Origin of the sequence: Tunturibacter psychrotolerans (assembly GCF_040359615.1) — a bacterium.
Classification (GTDB): Bacteria; Acidobacteriota; Terriglobia; order Terriglobales; family Acidobacteriaceae; genus Edaphobacter; species Edaphobacter psychrotolerans.
Genome location: NZ_CP132942.1, coordinates 5155902 through 5171003 on the forward strand (window position 1 = coordinate 5155902; position 15102 = coordinate 5171003).

Sequence of the window (15102 nt, forward strand, 5' to 3'; positions counted from 1 at the left end):
CTCGTTTCAAGTCTCGTCCGAGGATACGAAAGCCATCGAAGCAATCCTCCGCTCCAATCCATCTGACCACGTCACCGAAAGAACCTCTTGTTGCAGTTGGAATGTTCCTTGCGGGGCTGCTCCTACTTGGCTTGTCTCTCTATGGCTGCCTCGCGATTATGGGTCTGACGGTTCCGCCTGGAACTTGGAAAGATGGCTTGTTGGAGTTTGCTTTGGTCAGCGGGTTTCCGCTTTTCATGCTCTCCTTCAGGTCGGTTCGTCTTTGCATATTCGCTCTATGGCTCTACTTCATTGCAAATTGGTTGGCGTGGTGTCTTTGTAGCGTACCCGTTCGATTCTTCTGGCCCGTAGACATCTACTTGGCTCTGGTTCTCGCACCGGTGGTCATTGTTCAACTCTGCTATCTTGTATGGCCAAACAGGGGCGAACGCAGCCCGCGCGCTCAAGACGTCCTCGCTTGAACAATAAAGGATGCGAGAGTTCACCGAGAGGTAGTTCCCGGGAACCGGGGTTATCGGCGACTTGGACCTAACTTGCCGATAACCGGACTTTGCGGGAAGTAACTTAAGCAGCATCATTCTTACAGGCCCAATAGGGCAAAAAGTCGCTTACGCCTCAGGCGTGACGGCGACGTTATGGTATTCCGTGATCCACCAGACACCGTGTTCTTTGATGAGGACCATGAGCAGCTTGAAATGCAACACTCCATCCGCTCCAACGGGCACACCTGCGGGGGGAGGCGTTGGAAAGCCGTTCATCTCTCCGCTTACGTCCGCGATGGCAACGGTCCGGACGAATGAGACGCAGTTTCGCAATGGAGCTTTTCACGGTAGTACCTTTGAAGATCGTATTGCCGACCTCGATGTGGCGCTTCACAAATTCTGCTCGTCCGTACCTAACCGTTGCTTCGGTCTTCCTTCCGACAAGTCGCAATGCAACACTCGTCGGTTGTTGTTCGCACTGTATCTCCGCGATCGATGCTGCCTAGCGCAGCGACTCGTACAGTGTCGTGATAACTACACAAGGAATGTAACCATGCAATTCAAAGCAGTTCAGAAGCGCCAACCGCTCGCGCCAGGGCCAAATCCAGAAGTGCATCGGCACAACGATGAGATATTGCTCTCCACACAATTTCATCGTCCGACCTTTCTTATGTGCCCACCTGGGTGGTACGAGGTGCAGTACGCGATCAACCCATGGATATGTTGGGAAACATTTCCAACTCAACACGCGACACGGCATTTCGCCAATGGAATGCTCCTCGATTGGGGAAGACTCAGCCATACGGCGCCGAGAGGATCATGCATGATATGAAACGTGTCTACCCGCTTCACGTGAAAATGCGCGCGCAAATTTAGGCGTTAGTCCAGACAAGGACAACAAAAGGAAAGCCGCGTTGGAGTCTTCGTCAACATCGCGTCACCACGACCATAGCGCAAATGACGTCGTAGCGCAAATAAGACCGCCGAAATCAGCAAGAAAGAGAGAAATTGTTTGGGAAGGCCTAATTAATCTGTGTTAGTTTGACGGTGCGGTAACAGTGACTGAGAGATTGCTGATGACCGTCTGTTCATTGAAATTGCCGGTGGATGCGCTGAAGTAGAGGTAGGCGACAGGAGGGACAGCGACGCTGCCTGAAAAAAGCTGCAGGCCATCCATCGTGACAGTGATCTTTCCCTGCACGATAGAGACGACATAAGCATGCGATACCGTGGTCCCTGCGGTGGCGAGGGGAGGGATATTTCCATTGAGGTTGAAGTAGGGGCTTTGCCACAGCGCAGTCTCTCCTCTACCCACAGCAATGTAAGGAACAGGTGGATCGTTGACATCACGGTAATCATCGAAGACGAACACAACTCCGGGGATTCCATCAGCTCCCAGCCCGCTCCCGACCGATCCGATCTTGGTGATCGTCGCTCCTAGAGAAGGGTCACCCAAGGTCATGGCGAAGCCGTCCGCTGGGGGACTGGTCGAATCATTAGTGGTGAAGGTGAAACTGAGTTGAAGGTTGCCCGTGGAGATGAGGTTCGGCCAGACGATCCCGCCGACCTGATTGTTCGTAGCTGCGGAAAGTTGGATCGTGCAGGAAGATGAAGCAGGAAGGGCATTACCAAGCGGGAGCCACCCAGAGCAGAGACTACCGATACTGGTTAGAGCTCCAACAAAAATTGAAGCTGAGCTGCTGGTGACAGAAGCAGTAGATCCGTTGCTGACGACGACATGAAAGACCGAGCCGGAGTCGGTGGTGGCGGTCGAAGCCTGCGTATAGGTCGCACCCGTCGCGCCTGAAATTGCGGAGAAACTGGAGCTTCCGGGCGCGGCCTCAAACCATTGATAGTTCAGTGGGAGGGTAGAAGTAGCGGTAACTGAGAACGTAGCCGATCCTCCCGCGCTGACGTAAACGGTCACGGGCTGCTGGGTGATCTGGATTCCAGTACCAATCGCAAGAATGGCGGGTTGAGAGGCCGCCTGCCCGTAACTGTTCGATACGATGACATAGTAGCCATCCTGATCGTTGCTGACAGTAGTATTTGTCGCTGGCACGGTGTAGGAGGCCGCGGTTGCGCCCGAGATCGCGGTACCGGTGATGCTTCCCGCAGGGATGCGATACCACTGGTAGGTGAGTGTAGGAGGTCCGACAGCGGTTACGGACAAGGTAGGGGTGCTACCAATGGATGCGGTTTGACCGACAGGTGGCGTGATGATTGTGGGCGGCACGTTGCCCAGCGTGACTGTGAGGGTAGCCGAGGTGCTGGTAAGGACCTTCCCGCAGGTATCTGTCAGCGTGACGTAGTATTGTGAGCCGTTAGAACTAATTCCCTCAACCGGAGTCGTATAGGTGCTCAAGGTGGCACCGGCGATTGTTACTCCAGTCGTGCTACCGGGAGCGATTGCGTACCACTGGTAGCTAAAGGGAGCGCCTCCCGCGGCCGCAACGGAAAATGCGGCGGTCTGGCCCTGAGCGATCGAAAGGCTCGCAGGATTCGACGTGATAGACGTTCCTACCAGGACCGTGGCCGCTTGTGAGGTGACGCTGCCCGAAGCATTTGTAACCGTTACGGTGTAGCTGCCGGCATCGATTGTAGTGGCGCTGGCGATGAAGTAGCTCGAACTGGTGGCTCCTGCAATAGGCGATCCATTGAAGGACCACTGATAGGAAGTTGCGTTCGTTGCTGTTACGGACAGCGTTGCCGAGGCGTTGTTGCAAACATTGACGCTCGCGGGTTGCATCGTAATCACTGGCAAGCTAAGAATCACCGTAAGCGTGGCAGGATTGCTTTTGGTCGATCCAGCAGTATCGGTTACAGTCACCGTAAACTGCGAATTGTTGTTTCCGACCGCCGTTGCAGGGGTGGTGTAGGTGCTTGAAGTGGCTCCAGCGATCGCTGTTCCGCTGCCGAACCACTGATAAGTGAGTGGCCCGGTTCCGGTGGCGGTCACGTTAAACGTTGCAGTCTGTCCCACAGTCACAGTCTGATTCGCGGGTTGCTGCGTAATGGTGGGAAGTTGACCAGAGGAGGGGGTACTCTTTCCTCCGCCGCCGCAGGCTGTCATCACCAGAAGCGCCAGGGTGGCGGCGAGAAGCTGGATGCCTCCCGACCGGAGCATCACTAAGCGGCTTGATCGTCGCGCGCCACTCAAAATGCCGCGACGCCAAGTAAAAAGTGACAAAGCGAAAAGCGAGGTAAGAGATGCAGCTACTTTGAGCATCGGGCTCCTAAACAGGGTTGCAAAAAATTCAGTTCGAATCTATCACTGTGGCAGACGGCTCGACACATTCGGAAGAGGCCAACGTGCCGACCGGGCACAACGAGCAAAAGGTGAATCTCCAGCAAAGACAGCCTGAAGGACTTTGAGTTTAGTATACCTACCGTACTCTCTCGCCACCTCTATCGAAGGTTCCATCGACTCGGATACCCTGATCATCGTCACGGTGACTATCCCGAGGCAGCTCACAGGGGGACGGAGAATGGCCAATTCGACCTAGACTTCGTACTTGAGCTTCCCTAACGGTCCTCCTCATGTGGGAGAAAGTCTTCCTCAGCTCTAACATGGTCTAAGCGGTCTTCAGGTTCCACCGACTTCTTATAGCTGTTCCCAATCGCGATGCAAATTAGCCCAATATTTTCTCCAGCCGGCAAGTCCGGAGATATTTCCCAAGCAGGTCAGGCGGCTCGGACCGCAACTCTCCCGAAATAAAGCTCGCTAAACAAAACTAAATTTTATGGGGATTTCCGCTGATCTCTGCTGCAGCGAATCGCTACTCCGAAAGCCGATAGACAAAATGGCGGTGGACGCAGTCTGATGCGAGCCGCTCACCGTCCGAATTCCCGTCAACAGGGAAAAATACAGGGTGTTTCAAGGGTTTATCCTGAAGTCAGGATGCCACAGCGGCCAATATTCCCTTGAATAAGATCGGTTTTCCGCTAGAGAACCTTTATAGGTGATACACAAAACAGGGAATTAATTCCTCGGTATCAGGGAATTTGTATTGGTAATTTGGGAAGATTGAGCTGATATCTAGCACAGACTTTTTGCTTCCCTCCTCTTCACTATGGCAATCAGTGACAGCCTTGGTGTCGATACACGTTGCCGATCTATTTGTATCGCTCACCGGTCTTGCTCCCAGTATTGTGCGAAGCAATGAATAACTGACGAGAAACCGACATCGTTACTAATCCGGTGTCGGTGAGCGCATTGGCGATTTATCAACGATTAAGTCGAAACACTCCATCAGTACACCTATCCAAGTTCGTTCTCGGCACGTCTTTGACGGAGCGGCGAATCTCGTGCGCGACAATCGAATCTCAGGTTCATGATGGATTGCAACCTGGCCTGTATTTCCCGAAATGGGTAAAGAATTGCCACGATACAACCTTCTACAACTTATGGGTCATGCTGAGAGCATTTGGGCGCCGATACAAACAAAACGGCACAATTTATTTTTTGCGGATCTGACTCCGCCCGAAGGCTAACTCCATGTTGTTCTTAGGTTTGCGACTACGCAGCGTTGCGTCGGCTCTGGCTTGTCTGTTTCTTCTCACCGTCGCACAAGTTTCCCATGCGTCGTTCAGTTTGACCTTTCAGGGGAATGTTCAAACGATCAACACGGGTGGAAGTATTTCCCTGAGCTCTCCCTCCGGTATCGTGGTGGATTCCGCAGGCGACACATTCATTGCCGATACCGTCAGCGGCAACGGACGAATCGTGGAAGTGAATGCACATTCCGGAGTTGATGGGCGCGGGATACACCGTGCTTGGGCTGACGAGGTCAGAAGAAGGCGCGAAGAAGCTACAAGCATCGGGTGTCGAAGTGCATCACGGAAACATCGAGGACCTGGACAGTTTGCGGAAGGGTGCGGAGAATGCGGATGGCGTAATTCACTGTGCGATGAACCACGACTTCTCTCAGTTCGTGAAAAATTGCGAGGACGATAAGAACGCGATTATTGCTATGGGAGAGGTGCTGGTTGGATCGAAGCGTCCGTTCCTTGTGACGTCGGGCACGGGGGTAGGCAGCAATGGGCCCGGAAAGCTTGCGACGGAAGATCAGTTTGATACCGAGCATCCTAATCCGCGGATCGGCTCGGAGCTGGCAGGCGCTGCGGCGAGCGAAAAGGGTGTCAGCGTGTCGGTGATTCGACTGCCGCAGGTGCACGACGGTGAAACAAGGACTGGTGACGTACACGATCGCGATCGCGCGGGAGAAGGGTTTTACGGCGTATCTCGGCGAGGGCAAGAATTGCTGGCCAGCGGCGCATGTGAACGATGTGGCGCGACTATATCGTTTGGCGTTAGAGAAGAATGTGGCGGGCAGCCGGTATAACGCGGTTGCGGAAGAAGGCATCACAGCGAAGGAAATTGCGGAAGTAACTGCCAAGGGCCTGAAGCAGGAGGTCAAGAGTCTCACGCTCGAAGAGGCGAAGGAATACTTTGGATGGATGGCGATGTTTGCGGGGCATGGATTTGTCTGCTTCGAGCAAACTGACGCGGGAGCGGTTGGGGTGGACGCCGACGGGGCCCGGGTTGATTGCTGACCTGGAAGCGATGAAGTACTAACGGGAGACGATTGCGCGCCAGCGGCTTCGAGGCTGCTGGCGCGTCGTTGCGTTTGGTAGGTTTATATGGCCGTGTTGCTGGCGCGGTGACGTGATTCATCGGGGTGTGAACGCAGTTAGGAAACCTCCAAGACAAACTACCTAGAAGTAATGGATGTGCTGATAAGTGGGCTTCTATTTACTGATGATGACCTGTTTAGCCCTCAGTGGCGATAACAGACCAATGCACTCAATCGAGGTGTTCCTTAAGCACCTCCTCGGCGTTTCGGTGCAATTGATCTTCAAGCCGAAACTAACCGAGCGACACACTCGGAGCGCGGCTCTCTGCATGAAGGGGGCACCCGAGATATTCACTTCATTTGATGTATGCGCCAACTAGTCTCGATCCAATTGACAATCTCAGCCCAGCTAAATAAGTTAGTACACCGAACCGCGCTTCAAACTACGCATGTTCTCCAGCAGGTATCCGTTGTGCGTGTGTTCGTGAAGGCGACTCAGGAGGCTCCCCATGCATGATCGCTTCATCCGTTGCATCCTCATCAGAGTGTTCGCAGCAGCCGCTCTGCTATCGATTACGTCCCTGGCAACCAACGCAAACGCGCAGACCCCGGCAGACAAAGCCATCCCCGCAAGCGCCCGTTTCTTCGTTCCGCAACCTGCTAATGGTTTCATTCAACAGGCGGTCGGGCTGCTCGAGAAGTTCCAACTCAGAAACGCTCTCCTGATCGCCGAGATGGAAGCTACCCCACAGGCTGTGTGGCTCACGGGCAATACCCCCGCACAGACCGCCACTACCGTTACGAGTACGCTGCGCCAGGCCAACTTTCAGCGTGCCATTCCAGTCTTCGTTCTTTACAACATTCCCGGACGTGACTGCGGAAGCTACTCCGCAGGCGGTGCCGAGAACACGGCCGACTATGAAGCCTGGATAGACGCCATTGCCGGGGCCATTGGCAATCAGAAGGTCGTCATCATGCTCGAGCCTGACGCAATCGCCGACCTGCCCAGCGACTGCGGTTATGATCCCACCGTGGTCGATATCCCGCAGGCGGTCGCCAACCGCTACGCCCAGATCAACTATGGGATCACGAGGCTCGAGCAGGAGACCCAGACCAGCGTCTACATCGACGGCGGCAACGCCCATTGGCAGGCCGTTCCTGTGATTACTCAGCGCCTGATCACCGCTGGCGTTCAACAGGCGCAGGGTTTCTTCTCGAACGTCTCGAACTACAATCTATCTACCTACGAGTCGAAGTTCGATACCTGGGTCTCCTCCTGCATCGCCTTCGGCATGAATCCTGCGGATGGTGGGTGGCGGCTTGGCAACTACTCTTATTGCGCCAGCCAGTATTACTCTCCGCTCGGCACGGTGAACCCCGACGACATTACCACCTGGGTGTACACCGACGAGTGGTTTCAGCAAAACATGGGCAGTGCAGTCCCGAGCACACATTTCGTCGTCGACACGAGCCGCAATGGACAAGGCCCCTTCAATGCAGCCAGCTACGCCAACCCGCCTTACAATCAACCCTCAACCGTGATAGCGACACTGAACAACGGAGATTGGTGTAATCCGCCTACCCGGGGTCTGGGTGCCGTTCCAACGGCTAAGACGGGTATTGCGCTGCTGGACGCTTACCTATGGGTTAAGACGCCCGGCCAGTCCGATGGCACCTGTGACTCTGCGGGTGGCGCGCGGGCCTGGGACTACAGCGTCTATGGCCCTGCCGGATGGCCCACCACCGCTGCTCAACAGGCTACCTTCGATCCACTCTGGGGACTCGACGATCCGATAGCAGGTGCATGGTTCCCGCAGCAGGCGCTCGACCTTGCCCAACGTGCCAATCCTCCACTCCGCTAGCCAGCTATTTCCCACTCAGCACAGAGCCGCTACTTCTATTCAAGTAGCGGCCTTCGTGTTTCTGCACCCGCTACCTCTCAGGAGGTAATTTCAATTTTTTCCGTTGGCGGAAAGCGGATACATTTGCGGGAAGTATGAATAGGCGCTTGATCGATGAGTGACTCGGCGATTTATCACTCACCGAAATCTCGACACTGAAAAACTTGTCCTTCCAACCATCCCAGCGAGACCTTTTACCCCAGTTGCCCAAAGTGGTCCCCTTGGCCGCTAAGCCCAGAGCGAACGCAACGACCAAGGATATGACTTCCTATTGCCGCTCCTCTTGGGGGTCCTGCTCTCTGGCTACTCCCGAGACCGTTCCGGTAAACTCGCCCGTACTCGCAAAAAAGACGGGGTTGTTTAGAGCGTCGGCCAAGACCGGAACGTTCGTTTCGGCTAAGGTAAGGATGCCGGACGCATCTTTGAAACGGCCAGTTCCACCAGTGATCTGAAGAGTCAGAGTACAGATGCCATGGTTGGCCGCGAGATCTACGCAATCGGCTCCCTGCGTGAGATTTACCTTCAAGAGACTGCCATCATGGAAGCGGAATACGCCGGCGCCGGCCACCCTTATGAAATAAAGCTTAGTTGGGCCAGAGCAGGTGCTAGGCGGCGGCTGCTGCGGAGAAGTTGTCTCGGCGCTTATCAGAAGAAATGTAAAGGATCCCAGTTCGCCTTTCCCGGCGAAACTCTCTTCCCCAGTAGTCGTGCCGGGCTGCTGCAGATTGATCGCGCTGGCGCCAGAGGTTCCCGAATATGCCATCTTTACGGGATAACGTTGTGCGTAGACGGTTGCGACACCTAGACTGAGCATTAGTGCCATAGTCGCTACGTATTTCATTTGTGCCTTCTGCTTTAGCATTTTGTAATACCTCGAGTGAGATAACCGGCGGAACCAAAAGGGCGGCCAACCGGGTTCAGCAGGCACATCAAAACGCAAGCGGACCTCAGGGTCAAAAGAACTCTTGGTGAAGTCTTTGTTAACTGCTAACTTCATGTCTCTCAGGCGAGTAGGAAAGCCCTGTGAACCACGGTTAGCGTGGTGTTAGACTCGACTCCTCATCGATGCTCTACGGCTTGGGGCGCCCAGGTGTGCAAACCCATCCAGGAACCGTCTATCGATTTGGCCCGTTTGAGGTAAACGCCGCCTCGGGTGAACTTCTCAAGAACGGGAGACCGATAAGGTTGCAGGAGCAACCCTGCCGGCTCCTCCTCGTGCTTCTTGAAACTCCCGGGCAAGTCGTCAGCCGCGAGGAGCTTCGAGACCGTCTCTGGTCTGGAGATACGTTTGTCTATTTCGACGGCAGTCTTCGGGTGGCGGTTCGCAAGCTGAGGGAGGCGTTGGACGATAACGCGGACGATCCCCGATACATCGAGACGATTCCAAAGCGAGGCTATCGGTTTCTCATCTCTGAAGTACGCAGGGTAGAGGCGGCTTCTGAAGTTGCAGAACCAGAAGCAGCGAAACGGAGCGAGGGTGCAAGGCGCGACAGTGTGGAGGGTTTGAAGACGGGCACGAAAGCCGCTCGATGGTGGGTGGCCGCTGTTGCCGCGATCCTGATGATTGGAATTGGACTGGCTGCTGGCCGCAGGATGTTTTTCCCTCACACGGTACACGCGCTGACGGACAAGGACACGATCGTACTTGCGGACTTTGCCAACGCCACCGGCGACCCGGTCTTTGACGGCACGCTGCGGCAGGGGCTCTCCGTGCAATTGGAGCAGTCACCCTTCCTTAGCATTATCCCTGACGAGAAGATCCAGCAGACCCTCGGCCAGATGGGCCAATCCGCCGATGCAAAGCTGATACAGGCGACTGCGCGGGAGGTATGCCAACGGACGGCGAGCGCCGCGGTGCTCGAGGGTTCGATCGGCAAGATTGGCACGCAGTATCTGCTCACGCTCAAAGCGGTCAACTGCAAAAGCGGAGAGACGCTGGCGAGCACGGAGGCACAGGCGAGCGACGAGAACTATGTGCTCAATGCACTTGGAAAGGTCTCCGTCGAGATGCGGAACAAGCTGGGCGAGTCTCTCAGCACGATCCGGAAGTTTGATATCCCTTTGGAGGAGGCGACGACACCCTCGCTTCAGGCTCTGAAGGCTTATAGCTCCGGCATGCGCATTCTCAGGACAAAAGAGCCGGATGCGGCAACGCCGTTTTTCAAACGTGCCGTCGAACTCGACCCGAACTTTGCGGTCGCTTACGCCTACCTGGGCGTCCAGGCAACGGATAACCTTCAACCCGGTCTCTCTGTCGACTACCGCACCAAGGCCTATGAACTGCGCGACCGGTCCAGTGAGGCGGAGAAGTATTGGATTACCGCCACTTACCATAAAGGAGTCACCGGCAACATCCCAAAGGCCATTGAAGCCTGCGATCTCTGGATTCAAGACTATCCGCGCTCAGAGATGCCGCACATCTACCTGTCGGCGGCGGTTTTGCCGGTCGTTGGACAGTATGAAAGAGCGGCCGAAGAATCCACCGAGGGAGTTCGTCTGCGCCCTGACTTTGCCCTCGCCTATGCTTTCCGCATTCGTGCGTACACCGCTCTGAATCGCTTCGATGAGGCGAAGGCGATCTACGCGCAGGCTCTTGAACGCAAATTACATACCTCCGAAATTGACGCCGCTATGTATTTTTTGGCATTCGTGCAGAACGATACGGCGGCGATGGCCCAACACGTTATAAGGGCGGAGTCTCTACCGAATTGGGAACACAAGATTTTGAGTATGGAAGGCGATACTGCCGCCTACGCAGGGCACCTCAGAGAAGCTCGCGAGTTCAGCCGTCGCGCGATGGATAGCGCCCAACGCGCCGGAGAGAAAGATGCGCCTGCGGTCTACTCCGGCATCTCCGGGCTGAGAGAAGCCTGGTTTGGCAACACCGACGAAGCGCGGCGACGCGCTACTTTGGCAATGCAGCTCTCAACCGGCCGCGATCTGCAGTATTTTGCTGCGCTCGTGTTTGCCTACACCAGGGATGACGCGCGAGCGAAGGTGCTGGCCGACGATTTGGACAAGAGTTTTCCGGAAGACACGATTGTGCAGTTCAACTATCTGCCGACCGTCCGCGGAAGGCTCGCGCTCAACAAAGGAGATGCTCCCGGCGCCATCTCGAATCTTGCGGCCTCGGCACCTTATGAGCTTGGGGAGACGAGAGCTACTGATTTGGAATGGACCGCAATGTTTCCAGTCTTTGTGCGCGGCGAAGCCTATCTGGCTGCCCATCGGGGTAGCGAAGCCGCCGCGGAGTTCCAGAAAATCCTCGACCATCGCGGCCTCGTCCTGAACCAACCCATCGGTGCGCTTGCCCATCTTGGCCTCGGCCGCGCTTATGTGTTAGAGGGCAACCTCTCCAAGGCCAAGGCGGCCTATGAGGATTTCCTTACGCTATGGAAGGACGCGGACCCTGATATTCCCGTCTTGCAACAGGCGAAAGCGGAGTACGGAAAATTGAGGTAGCGAAGAGGATCCCGCATTGGCCGGTGTACTTCATCGCTTATGGCGCCTGAAGAGTCGCACTATCGATAACTCTCGATTCTCGCTGGTCCCACTTGGTGATAACAGGCCGAGTCACTTATTGAGTGCATCGGCGATTTATCGCTCTCCGAGAACATGGATTTAGCTTCCTCCGTCCAAAGGGCGAAACGGGCATTTCTCAGAGCAACACGAAACACAATCGTATTTGCAAAGCCTCGACCTGTGGGAGGTGGCCAGCTTGAGCGCGAATATAGCAAAAAGCCACTGAAAAGATAGCGATCAACCGCGACAAGGACAGCCGCATCCAACACAGCATGCACTTACCGTTGTCGCCGCCGATCCTGCCAATGCTCGCCAAGCGGGTCGATACGATCCCCTCCGATGCAGACGTATGGATCTTTGAGCCGAAGTGGGACGGATTTCGCGCTATTATTTTTCGCGACGGAGAGGATATGCTCCTCCAAAGTCGCGACGGCAAGCCTCTCGATCGCTACTTTCCAGAACTGCGGGACCCGCTGCTCAAGCTATTGCCGCAACGATGCGTCCTGGATGGGGAGATCGTCATTGCGCGGGATGGCGGTCTTGACTTTGACGCCTTGACGCTACGCATACATCCTGCGGCCTCGCGCGTGAAGACCCTCGCTGCTCAATCTCCGGCTTCGATTGTCTTCTTTGACCTGCTTCAGCTTGACGATCGTGACCTGCGCGACGAGCCCTTCTCCGTGCGGCGCGACGAGCTTGAACGAGCCCTTGTGAACTTGCACGCGCCGCTGCATCTGACGCCCGCAACACAGAACCGCGCGATTGCGCAGGATTGGTTCACACGTTTCGAAGGGGCGGGGCTCGACGGCGTGATTGCCAAACCCGTCGCGGGGCCATATACGCCAGACAAACGAACCATGCTCAAGATCAAGCACGAGCGTGACTGCGATTGCGTTGTCGCCGGCCTCCGGTGGCACAAGGATGGCGAAGGCACCGCAGTTGGCTCGCTACTGTTAGGCTTGCATGACGCTTCCGGCAGGCTGCAGCACGTCGGGGTCTGCGCCAGCTTTACCGCCGCCAAACGCAGGGAGCTGGTAGAGTTTCTCGCACCCTATCGCGAAGCTGCGCTCCGTAACCATCCCTGGGAAGACTGGAAAAGCGAGGACGCACATGCCGGCGGTCGCATGCCCGGCGGCCAGTCGCGATGGAGCGGTGGCAAAGACCTGAGCTGGGTGCCGCTCCGCGTTGAGCTTGTGGTCGAAGTCGCCTATGAGCATATGCAGGGCACACGCTTCCGCCACCTCGCGCACTTCAGGCGCTGGCGTCCTGACAAGGTTCCAATGGACTGCACCTACGAGCAACTCGAGGTCATTCCGCCTGAGGAATTGATGAGCATTTTTCCGGAGCGAACCTAGCCGCGAGTCAACAGGCTCCAACCGAGCGCTTCACGGCCTTTCTTTAGTCCCGCGCCACGCCCGTGTTGGGTCATCGTCCGGATCCGGCGTATCCTGCGAGGGCCGCAGCGTCTCCGGCACATGTCGCAGGTTTACACGAATGCGATACCACACATACGCCGACCCGCGCATGCGGTCCAACAGCACGTCATCCGGTGCCAGCAGCGCCGCAGCTTCGTAGTGCTGTTGCTTCCATCGCTCGAGCCCTGCTTCCGCCGCAGCCTTGTCGGATGACTGTGCGACCACGATCAGGGGCATCGTGGGCTGCCGTCGTCCTTTCTTCGCGACAGGAGCGGTTGCCGGATCAACCTCTTCACCTTCAGCTTTGACCACCCTCTTCGACTTGCCGGAGCTGCGGGCCTTCGATGGCTGCACACGCGCAGGCTCACCTTCCATCTTGCGGAAGTGAGGCGGCCACGGCGCATCGCCTAGACCCTCCGCCTCATCCCGCTCAGCCATCGTCAGCAACGCATCGAGCACACCCGCACGTTCGTCCATGGCAGCGTGCGGGTCACCGATCTTCGCGAATCGATCCGGAATGGTAAGCACGGTGAAGTCCGCTGGATCGCATCTCATCACTTCATCCCACCGCAGTGGTGTGCTCACTCGCGCATCGGGCAGCGGCCGCACCGAGAAGGCGGAGCAGGTCGTTCGATCTTTCGCATTCTGGTTGTAGTCCAGAAAGATTCCGTGTCGCTCTTCCTTCCACCATTTGCTGCTCGCCAACGAACATCGTTTCTCTACCGCGCGAGCCAGAGCCAGCGCGGCCCGGCGCACTTCGGTGAAGCTCCACCTTGCTTCAATACGGATATTGATGTGAATACCACGTGATCCACTGGTCTTCGGCCACGCCACCAGACCCAACTCGTCGAGTAGAGCTTTCACCTCCATGGCTACAGCGCGCACGTCGTTCCAACCGACCCCGGGCTGCGGATCGAGGTCCACGCGCAGCTCATCGGGATGATCGAGGTCTCCCGTGCGAACCGGGTGCGGGTGCAACTCCATGCAACCAAGGTTCACAATCCAGGCGAGACCGGCGGCCTCATCCACCACCACTTCGTCTGCGGTGCGACCGGACGGGAAGGACAAGGTCACCGTCCGCATCCAGTCCGGGAGATCACTGGGGGCGCGCTTCTGATAAAAGGGCTCCGCCTCCGCGCCATTTACAAAGCGTTTGAGGACCACGGGACGATCCACGATGCCGCGCAGCGCGCCTGGCGCGACCGCAAGGAAGTAGCGCACGATGTCCAGCTTTGTCAGCCGGACGCCCCTTGAAAAGTAGGGCTTTGACGGGCTGCTGATGCGCACCGTGTGGCCCGCGACCTCAACCAACTCTACATCGTCGGTCCTCGCCATGGCATTCTCCTCGCCCCTTGCAGTGTGATGCGCTTCACCGGTCCAGGAGTGGTTGAATGCCGAGCAGAAAGGCGCGCTGGCTAGACCTCCATCCTCAGAAATAAGCCGGAATGCCAGCAGATCCGTCATCGCGTTTGGCAGCAGTTTCGGTTCGCCTAGAGGTCAACGTCGTGGATTTGGATGAGTCGGCTTGCAAAGTCTCATTTGGTGCTAACAGGCCAATGCGCTCATCGAGCAGCCATTATTTCGTGTCCCGGGTGGATGCTCGGCAAACAGGAAGTTAGCCAGCTAGCCGATCAAGGAGGGGGTAACTTCCGTATAGCCCGTGATCCAGGAATTTTGCTTCACCCGTAGCAGCTCATTATGCAGGTATTGCGATCCAGTAACTATCCCCACAATAGAGAGGGTTTCAGAAATAACTGAGACCACAGGGAATAAACCCACCATGACTCAGTTATAAGTCTTAGCGCCATCAAGATTTATCCTTGAGGAAAATTCAACCGTGCGCTTTCAGATGACAGCTCATAAGCTCTACGGACCTCAAGGCATTTGAGCCTTGATCGTCAGACGAGGAGCTGAGCGGGAGGTAACGAATCTCCATATTCTTGCGTTAGGCGATCGCGTGAGCGTGTGATGGTGCGCGTCTGTATGAGTTCGATCAAGCTGGCGAAGGCCGCTAATGGCGCCATCCCAGCAGAACGTCGGCGAGACCGCGATGCTGGGGATGTTGTCAAGGCTTTCTGGGGAACCGGATCAGCCCTGAATCCATTGCTATCCCCCTTTGTTGAAACACGATACTGTCCTTCATCATCAACCACTTGGATTTACTAAACTGAAAGAGGTTCGGGACGCAACAAGCTACAGCTCAAGC

Annotated in this window: 9 protein-coding genes; 5 read left to right on the forward strand and 4 right to left on the reverse strand. The window is 56.1% G+C overall.

Annotated features, from left to right (window positions below; translation table 11 throughout):
• Positions 1-608 precede the first annotated feature (608 nt).
• The gene (locus RBB77_RS21725) at positions 609-758 is read right to left on the reverse strand and encodes a hypothetical protein (RefSeq protein WP_353063792.1); all 150 of its coding nucleotides are present in this window, start codon (positions 756-758) and stop codon (positions 609-611) included.
• A gap of 760 nt (positions 759-1518) precedes the next feature.
• Positions 1519-3609, reverse strand: a complete 2091-nt coding sequence (locus RBB77_RS21730; RefSeq protein ID WP_353067689.1) for an immunoglobulin domain-containing protein — start codon at positions 3607-3609, stop codon at positions 1519-1521.
• 1609 nt (positions 3610-5218) lie between these two features.
• Here RBB77_RS21730 and RBB77_RS21735 point away from each other — a divergent pair.
• The 3 genes from RBB77_RS21735 to RBB77_RS21745 all read left to right on the forward strand — a co-directional run bounded on the left by RBB77_RS21735 (position 5219) and on the right by RBB77_RS21745 (position 7920).
• The gene (locus tag RBB77_RS21735) at positions 5219-5827 is read left to right on the forward strand and encodes an NAD(P)H-binding protein (RefSeq protein WP_353063793.1); all 609 of its coding nucleotides are present in this window, start codon (positions 5219-5221) and stop codon (positions 5825-5827) included.
• Positions 5808-6038: a hypothetical protein gene (locus RBB77_RS21740; protein WP_353063794.1), complete on the forward strand. Its 231-nt coding sequence runs from the start codon at positions 5808-5810 to the stop codon at positions 6036-6038. Before RBB77_RS21735 ends, RBB77_RS21740 begins: the two co-directional genes overlap by 20 nt.
• A gap of 529 nt (positions 6039-6567) precedes the next feature.
• Positions 6568-7920: a glycoside hydrolase family 6 protein gene (locus RBB77_RS21745; RefSeq protein ID WP_353063795.1), complete on the forward strand. Its 1353-nt coding sequence runs from the start codon at positions 6568-6570 to the stop codon at positions 7918-7920.
• Positions 7921-8227: 307 nt separating this feature from the next.
• On the opposite strand, the gene RBB77_RS21750 is transcribed toward RBB77_RS21745, so the two are convergent.
• Entirely contained in the window at positions 8228-8800 is a 573-nt protein-coding gene (locus tag RBB77_RS21750; protein WP_353063796.1) for a hypothetical protein, read from the reverse strand.
• 251 nt (positions 8801-9051) lie between these two features.
• Between RBB77_RS21750 and RBB77_RS21755 the strand changes: the two genes are divergently transcribed.
• Both RBB77_RS21755 and RBB77_RS21760 read left to right on the forward strand, forming a co-directional pair.
• Complete coding sequence (locus RBB77_RS21755) at positions 9052-11421, forward strand: winged helix-turn-helix domain-containing protein (RefSeq protein WP_353063797.1); 2370 nt, start codon at positions 9052-9054, stop codon at positions 11419-11421.
• A 332-nt stretch (positions 11422-11753) separates the two neighbouring features.
• On the forward strand, positions 11754-12836 hold the full coding sequence (locus RBB77_RS21760; protein WP_353063798.1) for an ATP-dependent DNA ligase: 1083 nt from the start codon (positions 11754-11756) through the stop codon (positions 12834-12836).
• Positions 12837-12866: 30 nt separating this feature from the next.
• Here the strand turns inward: RBB77_RS21760 and RBB77_RS21765 are convergent, their stop codons facing one another.
• Positions 12867-14231, reverse strand: a complete 1365-nt coding sequence (locus tag RBB77_RS21765) for a DNA polymerase domain-containing protein (RefSeq protein ID WP_353063799.1) — start codon at positions 14229-14231, stop codon at positions 12867-12869.
• Positions 14232-15102: the final 871 nt, after the last annotated feature.